This window comes from Pantoea sp. X-Soil-ISGK-421, from assembly GCF_059730785.1.
Window position 1 is genome coordinate 698,576 of record NZ_AP035980.1, and the last position, 17,440, is coordinate 716,015.

Here is a 17,440-nt window from a genome sequence, read left to right on the forward strand (position 1 = left end):
ATGCCAAACATTCTGGTTGCCGGAAAAATTCATCCGGCCGGGCTCGATATTCTGCATAACGCGCCTGGATTCAACGTGCAGTTGGTGCACGAGGTCAGCGTGGCGAGTTATGCGCCCTTTATTGCCGAAGCGGATGCGCTATTAATCCGTACGCAGCCGCTCACGGCTAAAGAGATCTTTGCTGGAAAAAATCTGCGCATGGTGTCACGTCACGGCGTGGGTTATGACTCGGTTGACGTTGCCGCTCTTACCGAACGCAACATTCCGCTGACCATTGTCGGCAATGTGAATTCACTTTCCGTGGCGGAACATACGCTGTCCTTGCTGCTGGCTCTGGCAAAACGCATCTGCTATTTCGATAGCAGCATTCGTGAGGGTGAATGGAATCGTCGCAACAGTTTTTCCGCCGTAGAGGTGGCTGGCAGAACCTTATTCATCCTCGGTTTTGGTCGTATCGGCCGCGAAGTGGCGCGCCTGGCGAAAAGCTTCCGCATGAAAGTCATCGCCTACGATCCTTTCCTGCCCGATAACAGTTTCGTAGAAAGCGGCGTAACCCGCGTTGCAGACATTAATGAGGGCCTGCAACAGGCCGATGCGGTCACTATCCATTTGCCTTTAAGCGGTGATAAAGCGGTGATTGGCGCGGACGAACTGGCGCTGATGAAACGCCACGCCATTTTAATCAATACCGCGCGCGGTGGCATTGTCGATGAAGAGGCGCTGGCAACCGCCCTGCAAAACGATGCATTGGGTGGCGTGGGTCTTGATGTATTACAGCAGGAGCCGCCCGCGCTAAATACCGCGCTACTGGACCAGCGCGACAAATTAATTCTCAGCCCACATTCCGCAGGACTTACCGAAGAGGCGGCGATGCGAATGTCGATTTCCGCTGCCACCAATATCGTCAACTTTTTCACTGGTCAGCTCGATACGGATCTGGTGGTCAATAAGCAGGTTCTTGCGCTTAACGACCTGATGAGCCAATTGCCCTGATAACAATAAACCTCTCGACCCGGAGAACATCATGCTCAAAATTGCCATCCTCGGCGCTGGCCGCATTGGTCAGGTTCATGCCGCCAACGTGGCGCGTCATAAAGACGCTCAGTTGGTTATGGTTGCCGATCCCTTTAATGAAAATGCCCATGCGTTAACGGCTTTATGGGGTGGTCGCGCGGTGCAAGATCCGCTTGAGGCGATTAACGATCCCGCTGTCGATGCCGTGGTGATCGGGACACCGACCGATACCCACGTTGAGCTGATGCTGGCCGCTGCCAACGCGGGCAAAGCCGTGCTGTGTGAAAAGCCGGTCGACCTTGATATCCACAAAGCACTGGCGGCCGAAAAAGCGCTGGGCGAAAAGGCCAGCAGAGTGATGCTGGGTTTTAATCGCCGCTTCGATCCCGGCTTTAACGAAATTCATCAGCGGATTGCTAAGGGAGATATTGGTGACCTGCACCAGGTGGTGATCACCAGCCGCGATCCTGGTTTGGCACCGTTGAACTATCTCAAGCATTCCGGCGGTATCTTCCGCGATATGGTGATCCATGATTTTGACCTCGCGCGCTGGATTTTGGGTGAGGAACCCGTTGAGGTGTTTGCCAGTGGCAGCCGCCTGTTTGAGCCTTCGCTGGAAGCGTTAGGGGATTACGACACGGTGATGGTGCAGCTGCGCACCGCCTCCGGTAAACAGTGTCAGATCAACTGCAGCCGCCAGGCGGTATATGGCTACGATCAGCGTCTGGAAGCGTTTGGATCTGGCGGCATGATGATCAATGACAACCATCGTGAAACCACGGTGCGCCATTTTGGCGCCCAGCACACCGAAGTACGTGGCCCGCTGCTGGACTTCTTTATGCAGCGCTATGCCGATGCGTATCGGCTGGAAATCGACGCTTTCATTCAGGCCATCGGCAACGGCAGCGCGCTACCTGTCAACATTCATGATGGCTGTCAGGCGCTACGACTTGCCGATGCCGCTCAGCTGTCAGCCGACACTCAGAGCGTAGTGAAATTGAATTAAGGACTTTATTGGCAAGGACGCCACCCTAATTTTCGTTATTACTCTTTAAATCATGCACAAAATTAAGCGCGTTGTTAGTAAACCCTACGTAAGTGAAGTTAATAATAAAACACCCGACATCAGATTAGTTCTGAGACTAATAATTAACGTGGAAGATCATTATGAAAAAATTCATCTTACTCTGTCTTACCTTACTTTCACTAAGCTCTGCAGTGAATGCCGTACAGGTCGGCGTCAGCATCGCCCAAATGGATGATGTATTCCTCTCTCGCCTGAGAGGCTATATTATCGAGCAGGCGAAAACCCATCCGGATATGAAAATTCAATTTGAGGATGCTCAGGGCGCCGTTGATAAACAATTGAGTCAGGTGCAAAGTTTTATTAACGGTAAAGTCGACGTAATTATTGTTAACCCGGTTGATACCCAGGGAACCAAAAATATGGCTGATGCGGCACGCGCCGCTAAGGTACCCCTCATCTTCCTCAACCGTATGCCTTCAGATGCGAAAATGGGTGATGGCGTGAGCTATATCGGCAGCGATGAAATAGAAGCCGGACGTTTACAGATGCAGTATCTGGCAGATCAAGTGAAAGATCGTAAAAGCGTTAACGTCGCCATCATGAAAGGGTTATTAAGCAATGATGCTACCCGCTTCAGAACTCAGGGAGCAAAAGAGATCATTGCCAAACATCCTAATATGCATGTGATTGTTGAAGATACCGCAAAATGGATGCGTGAAGATGGCATGAATCTGATGAATAACTGGATTCTATCGGGCGACAAAATAGATATTCTTTCTGCCAACGCAGATGAAATGGCTATTGGTGCCGCCATGGCCATTAAAAGTAATGGCATTAAAATTGGTAAAGATATTTTAGTCGGTGGTACCGACGGCGGACCAAATGGATTACAGGCGATTAAAACCGGCTTACTTACCGTTACCGTATTCCAGGATGCAAAATCACAAGCTTATGGTGCGGTGGATATGGCGGAAAAAGCCGCCAAAGGTGAAAAGGTCCAGGATATTAACTTTATTCCGTTTCAGTTAGTCACACCGAAAAATTACCAGAAGTTCATGACAAATTAACCGTCGTTTTTTCTGTGTCTGACGTTGGCACCTGTGAAGGTTGCAGGTGCATTTTTTTAATTTGGAGACGTTATGAAAACCATTAAAGGCCCTGCGGTATTTCTGGCGCAGTTCGCTGGCGACGATGCACCGTTTAACTCTTTATCTGGCATGGCTGGCTGGGCAGCGGAAAAAGGATTTAAAGGCGTAGAAATTCCCAGCTGGGATCAACGCCTCATTGATTTGGCGCAAGCCGCCGAGAGCCAAACCTATGCGGATGAGATCCTTGGCGTACTGGCTGAACATGACCTGCAGTTGACCGATTTAGCCAGCCACTTGCAAGGACAGCTGGTTGCACTGCATTCTGCGTTTGATTTACCCGCCGATAGCTTTGCCCCAGCCGGTCTGCGCAATGACCCACATGCACGCCAGCAGTGGGCAACTGAACAGCTTTATCTGGCAGCGCGCGCATCACGCCGCTTAGGCCTGGAGAAACATGTCACTTTTTCGGGCACGCTGCTGTGGCCATTTCTCTATCCCTATCCGCAGTGGCCAGAAGGCTTGATTGATGAGGGCTTTAACGAGCTGGCACGGCGCTGGACACCGATTCTTAACGCATTCGACGAACAGGGAATCGATCTCTGTTACGAAATCCACCCCACGGAAGATTTGCATGATGGTTTGACCTTTGAGCGTTTTTTGGAAAAAACCCACCACCATCCACGCTGCAACATCATGTATGACCCCAGTCATTTGGTATTACAGGGCATTGATTACCTGACCTATATCGATCACTACCACCAACGCATTAAGGCTTTCCACGTTAAAGACGCTGAATTTAGGCCGAATGGCAAAACTGGCGCCTATGGCGGCTACCAACCCTGGACCAGCCGCGCTGGTCGCTTTCGTTCACCCGGCGATGGCCAGACCGATTTCAGCGGCATTTTCTCTAAATTGACCGGCTACGGCTTCGATGGCTGGGCAGTGCTGGAGTGGGAATGCTGCTTTAAAAACCCGGAAGATGGCGCACGTGAAGGCGCTCAGTTCATCAGCGACCACATTATTCGCGTTACCGATAAACCGTTTGATGATTTCTGTAAGTCCTGGGCCGACCCATCACTTAATCGTAAAATTTTGGGCATTGAAGGAGCAAAACATGCATAGGTCACCGTTGAGTGGACGTCGTATCCGATTAGGCATGGTTGGCGGTGGCGAAGGTGCCTACATTGGCGGAATCCATCGTTTTGCCGCACGTCTTGACGATCAGTATGAACTGGTCGCGGGCGCGTTTGACGTTGATGCCGAGCAGGGGCATCGCTTTGCAGCGCAAAACTACATCGCGACTGAGCGATCTTACCGTGATTATGCCAGCATGGCGCAGGCTGAGGCGGCACGCGCTGACGGCATTGATGTGGTCGCCATCTGCACACCAAACTTTACCCACTTCCCCATCGCGAAGGCCTTCCTCGAAGCCGGCATTGATGTGATTTGTGAGAAACCGCTCACCACCACGTTGCGCGATGCTGAAGCGTTGGCCGAGGTTGTGAGTCAGACCGGACGCTTTCTGGGTGTCACTTATACCTATTCTGGCTATCCGCTAATTGTGGAAGCCCGGATGCGCGTCCAGGCCGGACTGATTGGCAAAGTGCGAACGGTGCAGGTTGAGTATCCGCTGGAGTGGATGGCAACCGGCGTCGAGCTGAAAAACAATCAGCAGGCGGCATGGCGAGTCGACCCGCAAAAGAATGGGCGCGGCGGCTCGATTGGCGATATTGGTACCCATTCCTATCATCTCGCGGGATATGTGACCGGATTAAAAGCGGAGAGCGTGATGGCTGATTTAGCCACCTTTGTAGAAGGACGTGCTCTGGACGATAACGCCCACGTACTGATTCGCTACGAAGGCGGCGCGCGCGGCATGCTGTGGTCTTCACAGGTGGCGATTGGTTGTTCCAATGCGCTGCGGCTGCGGGTGTACGGTGAAACCGGCAGCCTGACATGGGCGCAAGAGCAGCCAAACGAACTGATTTACACCTCATTGGAAGGGTATACCCAGATTATTAAACGGGGACGTGACGATCTGGATGCGATAACCCGGGCGCGCACCCGCACACCACCCGGCCATCCTGAGGGTTATATCGAAGCCTTTACCAATCTGTATAGCGGCTTCGCGGCTGCACTGCGGGCGCGTGATGAAAAACGTGCTGTTTCAGGCATTGGCGCAGTTATTCCACAAATCCATGATGGCCTGAAGGGCGTAGCCTTTGTCGATGCGGTCGTCGATAGCCATCAGCAGGGAACGGTGTGGAAACAACCGAAATATCGCTGATGCCTTCTGAAGCCTGACGCCGTCAGGCTTCTTAGGTGTACATGTTGTAGCGCATGATGATATTTATACGCGAATAAGGCGCATAGTTGCGCTCTTCCGGCAAAAATCCGTGAAACTCCAGCAGTGTTTTAAAGGAGTGTTGCGCATCCAGTTGCAGATTATGCTCAATCAGCGCATCGATTTTTCCCGCCTGCATCAGGGCGCGATTCTCCCGGTCCAGATCGTGCCCAACAAAAACCTTCGGCTGAATGTTACGTTCATCCAGCGCCCGCAAAATTCCGCCATTTCCTCCGCCTACGGTATAAACCGCATCGATGTGAGGATGATCCTGTAGAAAGAGTTGCAGGGTTTCATACATCAGATGATCGATGCCCGATCCACCCGCGATAACCTTAATCTGATACTGCGGAGAAAAGGATTTCATCCCTTGCTGAAAGCCACGTATGCGATCCTGCTCACCGACAAAAGCTTTATTGCCGGTGATTGCGGCAATGGTGCCCGCTTCGCTTCCCAACCACTTTGACATCAGGAAGGCCGCCGACTGGCCCGCGCTAACGTTGTCCATGCCGATATAACGCAGGCGATGACTGCCGGTGATATCCGTGACCACCGTGACCACCGGAATGCGCTGCTTAATCAAATTATTAATAACTGGCACCAGCTGACTCGAATTCATCGCTTTCAGGATGATGCCGTGCGTGCTGAGCGAGCACTTTTTCAACAGCCGTTCAACCTCGTCCACCGTCATCTCTTCACTGCAGTGGAAGCGGAGCTGGATTTTAAATGAGGCGAAACTGGATATCTGGCTGCTGAACGCCTCTTTCACCAGCTCACTGAAACGCTCCGGCGTATGCATGATGACATCGAAATAAAGGGTTCGCCCTTGCGCCAGACTGCTTTTCTGCTGCAGTTCCAGGTCGGCTAAGGCTTGCTGGATGCGGTGCTGCGTTTGAGGATGCACGCGACCGCGATTATGCATGGCGCGATCAATGGTGGCGAGGCTCAAACCGGACTGAGCTGAGATCTGTTTCTGGGTAAATTTAGGCATAGGTCACATGATGTATGAGTGAGGTTTTTTTGACGTGCTGTTAATGAAATGTAGCTGCTATTTTAACACTCATCAACCCTGTCATGCCGACTGCTGATAACCTGCTGGCGTGCGATGACGCTCTATCACTCCATCAAGAAAATGAGGTCGTTATGATGTCACCCTATTTTGCCCGTGAAGATCAGGTCTCTGTTGAAGACTTCAAAACATTCTGTACCCAGCAGCTCGATGCCAGTGAATATCCGCTGGCGAGCGAAGCAGCGGCAAACGTGCTAATTTACGATCGTGCCACGCTGGATAAAGCGGCCGAAAAAGATAAAAAAGCGCTGCTGAGCGAGCTGCACAAAGCGCTCTCATACGGCCCTGGCGTGTTCGTGGTACGGGGGTTATTCAGCGATCTTGACGTTATTGATCGCACCTCGCAGGTTTTCGAAACCATTATGAGCAATGAGGCCAAATCCAAAATTCAGGCCGATCACTTCTCGCGTGCAGGCAACAATGGTCGTATCTGGAATGCGCTGCAAAAACTGGGTGAAACCAGTCCGCAAACCTTCGTGGATTACTACGCCAATCCGACGTTGGAGATAATTTGTCAGGCCTGGCTGGGCCCGGCGTGGAGCATGACCTCGCAAGTGAATCAGGTCCGCCCCGGCGGTGAAGCTCAGCAGCCGCACCGGGATTACCACCTTGGCTTCCAGCAAAGTGCATTCGCTGCAGAATTCCCGGTGCCGGTGCAGATTCTTTCGCAATATCTGACCCTGCAAGGTGCTGTAGCGCATTCTGACATGCCGCTGGCGTCGGGCCCGACCCGTTTATTGCCGTGGTCGCATCAGTATGAGCTGGGTTATATCGCCTATCGTGACCCGGGGTTTGTTGAGTTCTTTAATCAGAATTACGTCCAGCTACCGCTGGAAAAAGGTGATGGTCTGTTCTTTAACCCGGCGCTGTTCCATGCCGCAGGTAACAACACCACCACCGATCACGTCAGGACCGCGAATCTGCTGCAGGTTTCCTCCGCATTTGGCGTGCCGATGGAGAAAGTGAACCACGAACAGTTACTCAAGCTGATTTACCCCTTGCTAAAAAACAGCCAGCTTACCCAGCAGGAGCTGAACACCGTGATCAACGTGGCTGCGCGGGGTTACTCCTTCCCCACCAATCTCGACACCGATCCACCGCTGGGCGGAATGGTGCCGCAAACGCAGCAGGCACTGGTACACGAAGCGGTGGAGCAAGCGTGGAGCGCCAGCCAGTTTAATCAAAAGCTGGATGAGCAAAGTACCAGAAGGGAAGCGTAAAGTACCAGGCCGGGCAATTGTCCGGCCTGATCACTTCATCAACACCTGAAACTGCGGGTTAAACTCGTCGAAAATCGGCAGCGCGGCGGCGCCTAACGCAGCGGTATCGCTGCCGGTCATGCCGATTTTTAAGCGCGTTCCGGTGAGGTAGCGGCCACGCACCGATTGATACAACGGCGGCAGGCGGCGAATGATTTTATCCAGCAGTACGGCGGGCATCATGCCGCCGATAATCACGCTTTCGGCATCGAAGATGCACTCCAGCAAGTTAATCGCCTGACGCAGCGGCGTTAACACGGTATCAATCCACTTATCGAACAGCGCCGGGTCGACTTCGAGTAAATCTTCCGGTAAGGCGGTCATCGGATCGAGGCCACAAAATTCATAGGCAGCCTGCAGTGAAACATAACGCTCCAGACAGCCGTGATTGCCGCAGTAACATTCGCGTCCGCCCGGTTCCACCACCACATGCCCGACTTCCCCGGCGTTATGCGCGTGACCGCTGTAGACATGGCCATCCATGATGATGCCCGCGCCCAAACCGGTGCCAATGTAGAGATAGACAAACGAATTGAGCTGGCGCGCCACGCCATGAAAACGTTCGCCAATCGCCGCCACCGTGGCATCATTTTCTAATGTGACCGGCACGCCGCTCATGGCGGCCAGTTTGGCCTCAATATCCACCTGTTCCCAGCCGTGCAGCGTGGTGGGCCCCATCGAAGAGATGCCCTCAACACCAAACGGACCGGGCATCACCACCCCCATTCCCAGCACTTTGTGCCAGCGCTCGCCCAGCTGCGTTTTGATCTCGCTCAGCACCTCGGCGATGCGCGCTAATGTGGCATCCGGTTGCGGCTTTTGCACCAGAATAAGGCGGCGGAAATGAATTTCGCCTGTGAGATCCACCAGCACAATCAGCAGCGTTTGGTGATCAAGATGAATGCCAATCGAGAAGGCGCTGGCGGGATTGAGCGTTACTGGAATCGCCGGTTGGCCACGTCCTTGTTTGCGCGGCGCGCGGCTGGTAAGCAGTTCGGCTTGCTCCAGTTCCGCTACGATATTCGACACCGTTTGTGGCGTCAGCGCGGTGAGACGGGCCAGTTCGGCGCGGGTCAATTCGCCGTGCAGGCGAATGGCTTCAATGATCACGCGACGATTGTGCGCCCGTGCATGTTCCAGATTGGTTCCCGATGTTTTCACCTTGCTCCCTTCCCTCTTCAACCGCGCTGTGAATAGCCGCATCAATATCCCTGATCGCCCACAGTGATTACAACCCCTTCGGGTAGTTGACTGGGTGTTGCTCAAGAAGAGTGACGTATATCTTAATGGTTTTTCATCGGGAGGCGGAGAATCTGAAGAATAGCGTGATGTTCCCTGATACCTGCTTCCCTTCTGGCGTCTTCCTTTTATTTGCGGTCATGTTCAAGGGCGAGCCTTACTTTTTTGCCTTCAGGACACAGCGGTCACTATTGTCAATGTGAATTGAGAAAATTGATCTGAGAAGGGATTTTTATTCAACTTATTACTTTAATTAGTTTTTGCGTTGTTGATGTGCCAAAACCTTTGTATACCAAGAACACTCCGTGTTTGTTAGTTCCCGGATGGAATAGTTGTAAAAGATGTCATGAAAAATCCTAAAACAACCTTATTAAGTCTAGGTTTAACAGCACTATATTATCTTTATAAATCATTGATTATAAGAGAGTGTTTACTTGCCCTGGAGCTTTGTACTGATTATCTGTTAATTTTAGCTAAATATACTTTAGTAAATTTTTTGTTTTCCGATGCGATGAATTGAAACAAAAAAGCAACATTTGTGTTTTTAAACTTTAAAAACTTCACTATGTAGTTTTTTGTATCGCATTGAATATTCATAGTGGTGATTTACTTTAATAAATTAGTCCCATTGTCACATTTCCTCCATTTTAATAACATTTATTACGCCAGAGGATCACTAAAGCTTGTCGAATGGAGAAAGCGCTGACATGGAAATGGGAACGGTAAACTTCTAAGGAGTCTTTGTGCCTTTAGTCTCTGACGAGCTTCTGTATGGATACACGATTTTCCAGCATCTTGAGTATCGGCTTTCAACCAGAACGCTTATTAACATCAAGAATGGACGTATTAAAAGATTCGGAACGACGAAAGCGAGACTGTTCGAGTATCTCCTGGCGGGGATGCAAAATGAAATTGTCTATGATAATGACATTATCATAGACGTTTTTGAAGATTATGGACTCCGGTGTTCGAAATCCTATTTGTTGTCAATGATGAAGAAAATCCAGAATGCGTTTAATAGCGTGGGCTTTGAACGCTACCCTTTTACCAGAATATATAGGAAAGCGTACAAAATCGACTGCGAATCTTTAGAACGCATATATGTTTTTAAACCTTCTTCACAATGTCGATGATTAATTTCGCAAGGAATACATTTTGACAGCGCTATTAGTTTTCTCACGAAACTTTGCCATAAGCCAGGCCGTCACCTCATTGACCTCAGCCAATGGGAAAATATTTTATTTTGACAATCGGTTGGAGTTTTTAGTCAGCGCGACCGTCCTAAATAACTCTTACATTCTTATCGATACAATAGGCGAAAATAGCGAGGACATTCGCTGGCTCTATCACCGACTTGCAGCGAGGGAGTTATTACGTCTAACCTATTTTATTGCACCAGACAATAACAAGGAGAACATTTATTTAAAATTCTTCCGTCTTGTCACCACGCTTAAAGATCTTAAGCAGCTGTGCGATCGCGTCTCTAAATATCGGGTAGCAGAAAGCCCATGCGTATTAAAAGACGTGTTGTACCAGAGACTATCGACGCGACTGTCGAACGATCATTTAAACTTTCTTCTAAGGGTTTATGATAAATCGACAAGCCAGTATCGAATTAGAAATAAATGCGAAAATAACAAGAATTACTATGTAAGAAATCGTCTGGCGCTAGGCAGCGGTCTGGAGATGAAACAGCTTATTTTACTTTTATCATCGCACAGCCTGAGGTAATCATAGATAAATAACGCCCATTTATTGCCACGAACTAAAGAATTTTAATTTAGCGGTCCTGTTCCGCTCTTCCTGCGCAAAAAATAATTTTGTGCAGGCAACTTCAATCCTGAGGATATATAGCAATGCAAATTAAGTTAAGCAGTGTCTTTCGAAATATGGTTGTGGCTGCAGCTGTTTCTGGAATAACGTTTGCCGCCAGTGCAGCAGATGGAAAGATCAACTTTACCGGCACCATTCTGGATTCTGCCTGTACGATTGATACCAATACGGCGAATCAGACCGTTAACCTCGGCAAAATCCCGAAAAGCTCATTTAACGCGGCCGGGGCCGTTGCTGCCGCAACCCGGTTCAGCATTGTGTTGAACAACTGCCCTGCGGCCGTTACTTCTGCCTCCATTAAGTTTGATGGTAATGCGGACAGCTCCGACACCAATATTCTTGCACTAAACAGCGGTCAAACAGCGAAAGGCGTTGGCGTAGCGTTTTATGAAGAGGATGGCATCACCGCGATTCCGCTGGCTACCCAGTCTAAGAGCATCACGCTTGATACCAGCGCAGGCGAAGAACCCGCTAACAGCAATAAGATGACCTTCGTAGCGAAATATAAGGCGACGCAGGCTGCCGTGGTAGCGGGAACGGCAAACGCAACGTCAGATTTTACCATTACTTATCAGTAACGCGCCGGGCGTACCTAAGGTGCGCCCTATTGTCTCTCGCTGAAATGTCGGGGAAGTATGATGAGTCAACTTATTCGAACGATTGTATTATTAGGCGCTTGCTTACTCTCCCTGCCGGGGCAGGCAAGCATAACCGTCGGCGGAACGCGCTTAATTTATAACGAAACTGAAAACGAAGCCTCACTCCCTGTGAGTAACAGTCAGGATGGTGTTCCCTATTTAATTCAGTCATGGGTTGAGTTAAGTGAAAACTCAAAGGAGCAGGTTCCTTTTATCGTCACGCCGCCGCTTTTCCGCCTAGACGGTGGTCATGAAAATACGTTGCGGGTCATTTATACCGGCGAAAAGAAACTGCCTGAAAATCGCGAGTCTATTTTTTGGCTAAACGTTAAATCTATTCCTTCGATGACCCGGTCAGATGAAAATCGGCTGCTCATTGCCGTTAAGACGCGCATGAAGCTTTTCTACCGGCCTGCGGCTCTGACCTCAGAAAAAGCAGGTGAGGCATGGACGAAATTAACGTTTGAGCCGCGTGGGGAACGGCTAGTAATTATTAATCCGACGCCATTCTATGTTTCTCTTCATTCATTAAAAGTTGGCAATAAAACCATTGCACAGCCGCCAATGATTTCACCCTTCAGTTCCGAAACGATAGCAGGAAGTGGAAATCAGGTGACATGGAAAGCAATAAATGATTTTGGTGGGGTAACCACAGAAAAGCGCCAAATGCTGAAATAAAAAATATTAACATTACGCTATGTCACTCGCGCAGGTAAGCAAGGTGAATACTGTTTCTTTTTCTCGATATGCATTTTTATCTGACTCGTGGCCTCACCGCGTAAGTCAACTCTCGACAATAGCACTCTTTATTTCGGGCGTTTTTCCCGCAGCCGCGGGCGAACTTTATTTCATGGCCGATGCGCTTGAAAAAACACACTCGACTTCCGGGAGCATCGATTTGGGCCGCTTCGAGCGAGGAGAGCAGTTACCCGGCACCTACAGGGTGGAAATCTGGCTTAATGAGAACTATATCCGAACGGAAAATATCTCTTTTGTTTCTGTAAAAGGGTTCGGGCTGGCACCGGAGCTTAACCGTGGTGTGCTGGAATCACTCGGTGTCAGGGTTAAGGCATTTCCTGAATTAGCCATGCTGCCGACCGAAGTCATTATTACCGATCCCGGCGCATTTATCCCGGATGCCACCACCCGGCTAGATTTTGACAAGCAGAGACTGGATATCTCGATCCCTCAATCGGCGCTTAACACGCGTGCGCGCGGCACCGTTGACCCGTCGCTGTGGAACCAGGGCATTTCTGCATTGCTGGTAAATTACAGCATTAACGGGTCGCGCAACTGGAGCAGAGACGGTGAGACGCAAGAACAGTTTTACACCAACCTGCAAAGCGGTATTAACGCGGGGCCGTGGCGTCTGCGTAACTACAGCATCGCGACGAAGAACAATGGAAAACAGTCATTTTCGTCGCTAAATACCACCCTGAGCCGCGACGTCCAGTTTTTGAGAGGTCAGTTTCAACTGGGGGAAACCAGCACACCCGGCGAGGTGTTTGACAGCGTGATGTTTCGCGGCGCGCAGATTTTCTCCGATGACACCATGCTGCCGGAGAGCATGCGCGGCTTCGCCCCCATCATTCGGGGGATCGCCCGCACCAACGCCACGGTTACCGTGAAGCAAAACGGCTACACGGTTTATCAAACCTACGTGGCGCCCGGCAGCTTTGAAATTCGCGATCTTTATCCTACGTCGGCGAGCGGCGATTTGGACATTGTCGTTGCAGAAGCCGACGGCAGCATCCAGCATTTCGTGCAGCCCTTCTCTGCGGTTCCCGTCATGCTGCGGGAAGGACGCGTGAAGTATGCGTTGAGCGCAGGAGAGTACCGAACCACGAAGAATGGCGCGCAAACGCCCTCATTCGGCCTGGGCACACTGGCCTATGGCCTCTCCAATAATCTCACGCTGTACGGCGGCGTCCTGGGGGCGAGCAACTATGCGTCCGGGGTAATTGGCACCGGCCTCAGTTTTGGAGATATAGGCTCGCTGTCGGCGGACATTACCGCTGCCGATAGCCAACTCGTTGATGAGAAAAACCGCCGTAGCCGCGGGCAGTCCTATCGCGTGCAGTACTCGAAAACGGTGGCCACCACCGACACCACCGTGACGCTCGCCAGCTATCGCTACTCCACGCAAGGGTTTTATACCTTTCAGGAAGTGAATGAATTCAGCAGCCAGCGCTACAACAAGCGAAGCCGACTGCAGCTCAACCTTAGCCAGTCGCTGCAAAGCTGGGGAAATTTCTATATCTCGGCATACCAGCAGGATTACTGGAGCAAGCGGGGCTATGAACGCAACGTCAGTACCGGCTTTAACACCAGTATTCGCGATATCAATTACTCGCTTGGCTACACCTACAACGAAACGCCGGGCAAAGATCGTAAGGACCAGATTGTAGCCTTCAGCTTGCAGGTGCCACTGAGCAAATGGCTACCGCAAAGCTGGGGCAACTACAGCGTGAATATGCAAAAGAACGGTCCTGAAACGCACCAGGTGGGGCTGAGCGGCACCGCACTCGCCGATAATAATCTGAGCTACCTGGTCCAGCAGGGCTATACCTCTTCGGGTGGGGAATCGAGAAGCTCCCTAAGTGGAACCTATAAGGGCGGCTATGGCACCGTGAGCGCGGGCTACAACCACAGCCAACAGAACAGCCAGCTGAATTTCGGCCTGCAGGGCGGGATCGTCGCCCATGAGCATGGCGTGACGTTCTCTCAGCCACTGGGAGATACCGTGGTGCTGCTTGAAGCGCAGGGCACATCCGGCGTTAGGGTGCGCAATAACCCCGGCGTTAAAACGGACTGGCGCGGCTACGCGGTGGTGCCCTATGCCAGTGCCTATCAGGAAAACCGTATTGCGCTAGACACGGGTTCGCTGGGGGTGGACGTGGATGTTGCCGAGTCGGTGGTCAATGTCGTGCCTACGCGCGGCGCCGTGGTGCGCGCTACGTTCAATACGCGAACAGGGGTTCGGGCCTTGATAACGCTGATGTATCAGAATTCGCCGGTGCCCTTTGGCGCGACGGTAAAGCTCAACGAAAGCGATGCGATGAGCATTGTGGGAAGCGACGGCGAGGTCTATATGAGCGGCCTGAACGACGGTGACGGCCTGACGGTACAGTGGGGAGCGAAAACCTGCCGCGCCAAAATAACCTTGAACACGTTACCGGGTAAAATTCAGCGCACCACCGCAGCTTGTCTTTAAATTTCTCATTGCGTTGATTCGCACTATTACTTTTGCGAGAGAAGGTCTGCGCCTCGCCTAAAATGAAGGAATATAAGATGTCCACCGTATTTAAAATCTCGACGGCTGTTATGGGTAGCGCTATTTCTCTAAATGCATTTGCGCTGTGTTCTGCAAACGACGTATCGATCAACTTTGATAACAATATTGTCGTTCAACGGGATGCGCCCGTTGGGACGGTATTAGCAACTATAACCACCAGTAATCCCATGCAATGTGACCCTGAGGGTCAGATAATTGGATACGATGGCTCGTGGTTTATTCAGCTCTCGGGGTCGAATGCGGATTATGGCACCTCGCCGCTGGCCAACGTGCGGGCGACGGAGGTCCAGGGCATTGGCATCCGATGGAAGAACTTTTCTAGCACCACGGGAACCAGCGAGTTTGTCTCACGAATGAACCTTAATAACGCGAGCTGGAGGCGAGGGATCCTCCAGAATGGCGTATCAACGTTCACGGATACCTTTGAGCTAATCAAAACAAGCACCACCCCGGCGACGGGCTCTATACCCGCGCTGACATTAAATATGGAATACAGCACGCCGGTCAGTAATAACATTACCCGCCTGCCGCTTTATAAATACATATTTTCGCCGATGAATATCAGCACCGCATCCTGTCAGATAGAAGATAAAAATTTGAATATTAATATGGGGATTGCACTGTTGCCGAAGTTTAATGGCGTGGGCAGCACCCAAAATCCGGTGACGTTTTCCATACCGCTTATCTGTAGTGAACAGACCGCAGTAAATGTGACGCTGGATAACGTCAGCCCGCTTGCCGACCCTGCCAACGGCGTATTGGGGTTAAACAGCAGCTCGACAGCAAAAGGTCTGGGCATTCAGCTGAAATACAACGATGTGCCCGTTCAGTTCGGCAAGCTCATTAATTACGGTATGACAACCTCGCCAGGGGAGGTCGTTAATATTCCCATTAAAGCCGCATATTACATGACCTCAGCGAATGCGCAGTCAGGCTCGGTGAGCGCCACGGCGTCATTTACCATGACCTATCGTTAAACTTTATATGAAATGTCCTGGTGCGGTGATGAGCGAAAGGGACCATCTGGCCCAATGACGTTGGTTTGCCATTGCGGCATGCGCCTTAATGTCGCAATGCGCAATGCATCTGCACCTAAACCATGCATCCTGAAAAGCGTTAATGCGACCTCCATAGGCTTGCCCTCGTTTGTACCCGCCTGAATATCTATGATCGGCCACACAATTTACAACCTGTTTACCTGACAGGCACAAAAATCTGTGCAAAGTATTCACCAGCGGCAAACAAGATTTATGCCCTGGCACGTCAATTGCTTTAGCTAACCGATGTCAGCCGCAGCAACCTGACAACCTGTGCGCGTTATTAAATCCATCAAATTGATTTAATAAAACACCCTCTTTTTGCATCAAGGCGGAAACACCATGAAAATCCGATTTAATCCAGTCATGAAAGGATGTTTTGCAGCAGTTCTGTTAGCCAGCGCAGCCAGCGCGGCAGCGGCCACCACGTTGAATGCGCTGTTTATGACGCAGGCGGCGTACAGCGAAAATGATATCCGCGCCATGACGCAGGCGTTCCAGAAAACGCACCCGGATGTGCAGGTCAATCTCGAGTTTGTACCGTACGAAGCGCTACACGACAAAATTGTCGCGGCGCGTGGCGCGGGCGGTAACGGCTACGATGTGGTGCTGTTCGATGCCATCTGGCCAGCGGAATTCACTAAGTTTGACTTATTGCAGGACGTCAGCAGCCGCATCAGTGCCGACGAAAAAGAAAAGATTTTCCCCGGCGCAATGAACACCGTCGAATTCAAAGGCAAAACCCTTGGCATGCCGTGGATCCTCGATACCAAATATCTCTATTACAACAAAGCGATGCTGGAAAAAGCCGGTATCACCACGCCGCCACAAACCTGGCAGCAGGTGATGGACGATGCGCGCATCATCAAGCAGAAAAACATCGTTAAATATCCGCTGGTGTGGAGCTGGTCGCAGGCGGAAGCGCTGGTGTGCGATTACACCACGCTGGTGTCGGGTTTTGGCGGCACGTTCTATAACAACAACAAACTTGATTTCTCCTCCCCAGCCTCGCTGCAAGCGGTAAAACTGATGAAAAGCTCGCTGGATGAAGGGCTGAGCAATCCGGCATCGCGTGAGTATCTGGAAGAGGATGTGCGTAAAGCCTTCTCCAATGGCGATGCGGCTTTCGCGCTCAACTGGACCTACATGTACAACATGGCCAACGATCCTAAGCAAAGTAAAGTCGCCGGTCAGGTGGGCATCGTTCCCGCACCGGGTGACGCGCCGGGCAAATTCGGTGCGGTTAACGGATCAATGGGCCTTGGCATCACCAAAGGCAGCACGCACGCGGATCAGGCATGGCAATACATCAGCTACATGACCTCGCAGCCGGTGCAGAACCAATACGCCACGCTGAGCCTGCCGATTTGGAAAAGCTCCTATCAGGATCCGGCCGTGCTTAAAAATCAGGAAAGCCTGATCGCTGCAGCGGATAAATCGCTCAATGTGATGCTGTCGCGTCCGGAAACTGCCGACTATTCACGTCTCTCCAACACGCTGCAGCAGCAGTTGCAGCAGGTGCTGGTTGGCAGCGCAACGCCAGATGCCGCGCTGCAAGCGGTTGATAAGAGTGCGGCGCGTCTGCGCTAAGGGGCAA

General features: G+C 51.2%; 14 protein-coding genes. 12 read left to right on the forward strand and 2 right to left on the reverse strand.

Going from position 1 to position 17,440, the window contains the following annotated elements:
• The 5 genes from AC6I8K_RS21890 (at position 1) to AC6I8K_RS21910 (ending at position 5,416) form a co-directional block, all read left to right on the forward strand.
• Entirely contained in the window at positions 1-993 is a 993-nt protein-coding gene (locus tag AC6I8K_RS21890; protein ID WP_483818248.1) for a hydroxyacid dehydrogenase, read from the forward strand.
• A gap of 31 nt (positions 994-1,024) precedes the next feature.
• On the forward strand, positions 1,025-2,020 hold the full coding sequence (iolG, locus tag AC6I8K_RS21895) for an inositol 2-dehydrogenase (RefSeq protein ID WP_483818247.1): 996 nt from the start codon (positions 1,025-1,027) through the stop codon (positions 2,018-2,020).
• A 161-nt stretch (positions 2,021-2,181) separates the two neighbouring features.
• On the forward strand, positions 2,182-3,108 hold the full coding sequence (locus AC6I8K_RS21900) for a substrate-binding domain-containing protein (RefSeq protein ID WP_497827590.1): 927 nt from the start codon (positions 2,182-2,184) through the stop codon (positions 3,106-3,108).
• Positions 3,109-3,180: 72 nt separating this feature from the next.
• The gene (locus AC6I8K_RS21905; protein ID WP_483818245.1) at positions 3,181-4,251 is read left to right on the forward strand and encodes a sugar phosphate isomerase/epimerase family protein; all 1,071 of its coding nucleotides are present in this window, start codon (positions 3,181-3,183) and stop codon (positions 4,249-4,251) included.
• On the forward strand, positions 4,244-5,416 hold the full coding sequence (locus AC6I8K_RS21910; RefSeq protein ID WP_497827591.1) for a Gfo/Idh/MocA family protein: 1,173 nt from the start codon (positions 4,244-4,246) through the stop codon (positions 5,414-5,416). The genes AC6I8K_RS21905 and AC6I8K_RS21910 overlap by 8 nt, the downstream gene beginning before the upstream one ends.
• 31 nt (positions 5,417-5,447) lie before the next feature.
• On the opposite strand, the gene AC6I8K_RS21915 is transcribed toward AC6I8K_RS21910, so the two are convergent.
• Positions 5,448-6,464 (reverse strand): substrate-binding domain-containing protein, encoded by a 1,017-nt coding sequence (locus tag AC6I8K_RS21915; protein ID WP_483818243.1) that lies wholly within the window; start codon positions 6,462-6,464, stop codon positions 5,448-5,450.
• A gap of 152 nt (positions 6,465-6,616) precedes the next feature.
• Between AC6I8K_RS21915 and AC6I8K_RS21920 the strand changes: the two genes are divergently transcribed.
• A complete protein-coding gene (locus AC6I8K_RS21920; RefSeq protein ID WP_483818242.1) occupies positions 6,617-7,762 on the forward strand; it encodes a phytanoyl-CoA dioxygenase family protein in 1,146 nt (381 codons plus the stop codon).
• 30 nt (positions 7,763-7,792) lie between these two features.
• On the opposite strand, the gene AC6I8K_RS21925 is transcribed toward AC6I8K_RS21920, so the two are convergent.
• Positions 7,793-8,962, reverse strand: coding sequence for an ROK family transcriptional regulator (locus AC6I8K_RS21925; protein ID WP_483818241.1), 1,170 nt, complete (start codon positions 8,960-8,962; stop codon positions 7,793-7,795).
• A 1,233-nt stretch (positions 8,963-10,195) separates the two neighbouring features.
• Between AC6I8K_RS21925 and AC6I8K_RS21930 the strand changes: the two genes are divergently transcribed.
• The 6 genes from AC6I8K_RS21930 to AC6I8K_RS21955 all read left to right on the forward strand — a co-directional run bounded on the left by AC6I8K_RS21930 (position 10,196) and on the right by AC6I8K_RS21955 (position 17,433).
• Positions 10,196-10,771: a hypothetical protein gene (locus AC6I8K_RS21930; protein ID WP_497827592.1), complete on the forward strand. Its 576-nt coding sequence runs from the start codon at positions 10,196-10,198 to the stop codon at positions 10,769-10,771.
• Between the two features lie 125 nt (positions 10,772-10,896).
• Positions 10,897-11,451, forward strand: a complete 555-nt coding sequence (locus AC6I8K_RS21935) for a fimbrial protein (protein ID WP_064739816.1) — start codon at positions 10,897-10,899, stop codon at positions 11,449-11,451.
• Between the two features lie 57 nt (positions 11,452-11,508).
• A complete protein-coding gene (locus AC6I8K_RS21940; RefSeq protein ID WP_483818239.1) occupies positions 11,509-12,189 on the forward strand; it encodes a fimbrial biogenesis chaperone in 681 nt (226 codons plus the stop codon).
• A 43-nt stretch (positions 12,190-12,232) separates the two neighbouring features.
• A complete protein-coding gene (locus AC6I8K_RS21945; protein ID WP_483818238.1) occupies positions 12,233-14,725 on the forward strand; it encodes a fimbria/pilus outer membrane usher protein in 2,493 nt (830 codons plus the stop codon).
• Between the two features lie 77 nt (positions 14,726-14,802).
• Positions 14,803-15,783, forward strand: a complete 981-nt coding sequence (locus tag AC6I8K_RS21950) for a fimbrial protein (RefSeq protein ID WP_483818237.1) — start codon at positions 14,803-14,805, stop codon at positions 15,781-15,783.
• Between the two features lie 426 nt (positions 15,784-16,209).
• The gene (locus AC6I8K_RS21955) at positions 16,210-17,433 is read left to right on the forward strand and encodes an extracellular solute-binding protein (protein ID WP_497827674.1); all 1,224 of its coding nucleotides are present in this window, start codon (positions 16,210-16,212) and stop codon (positions 17,431-17,433) included.
• Positions 17,434-17,440: the final 7 nt, after the last annotated feature.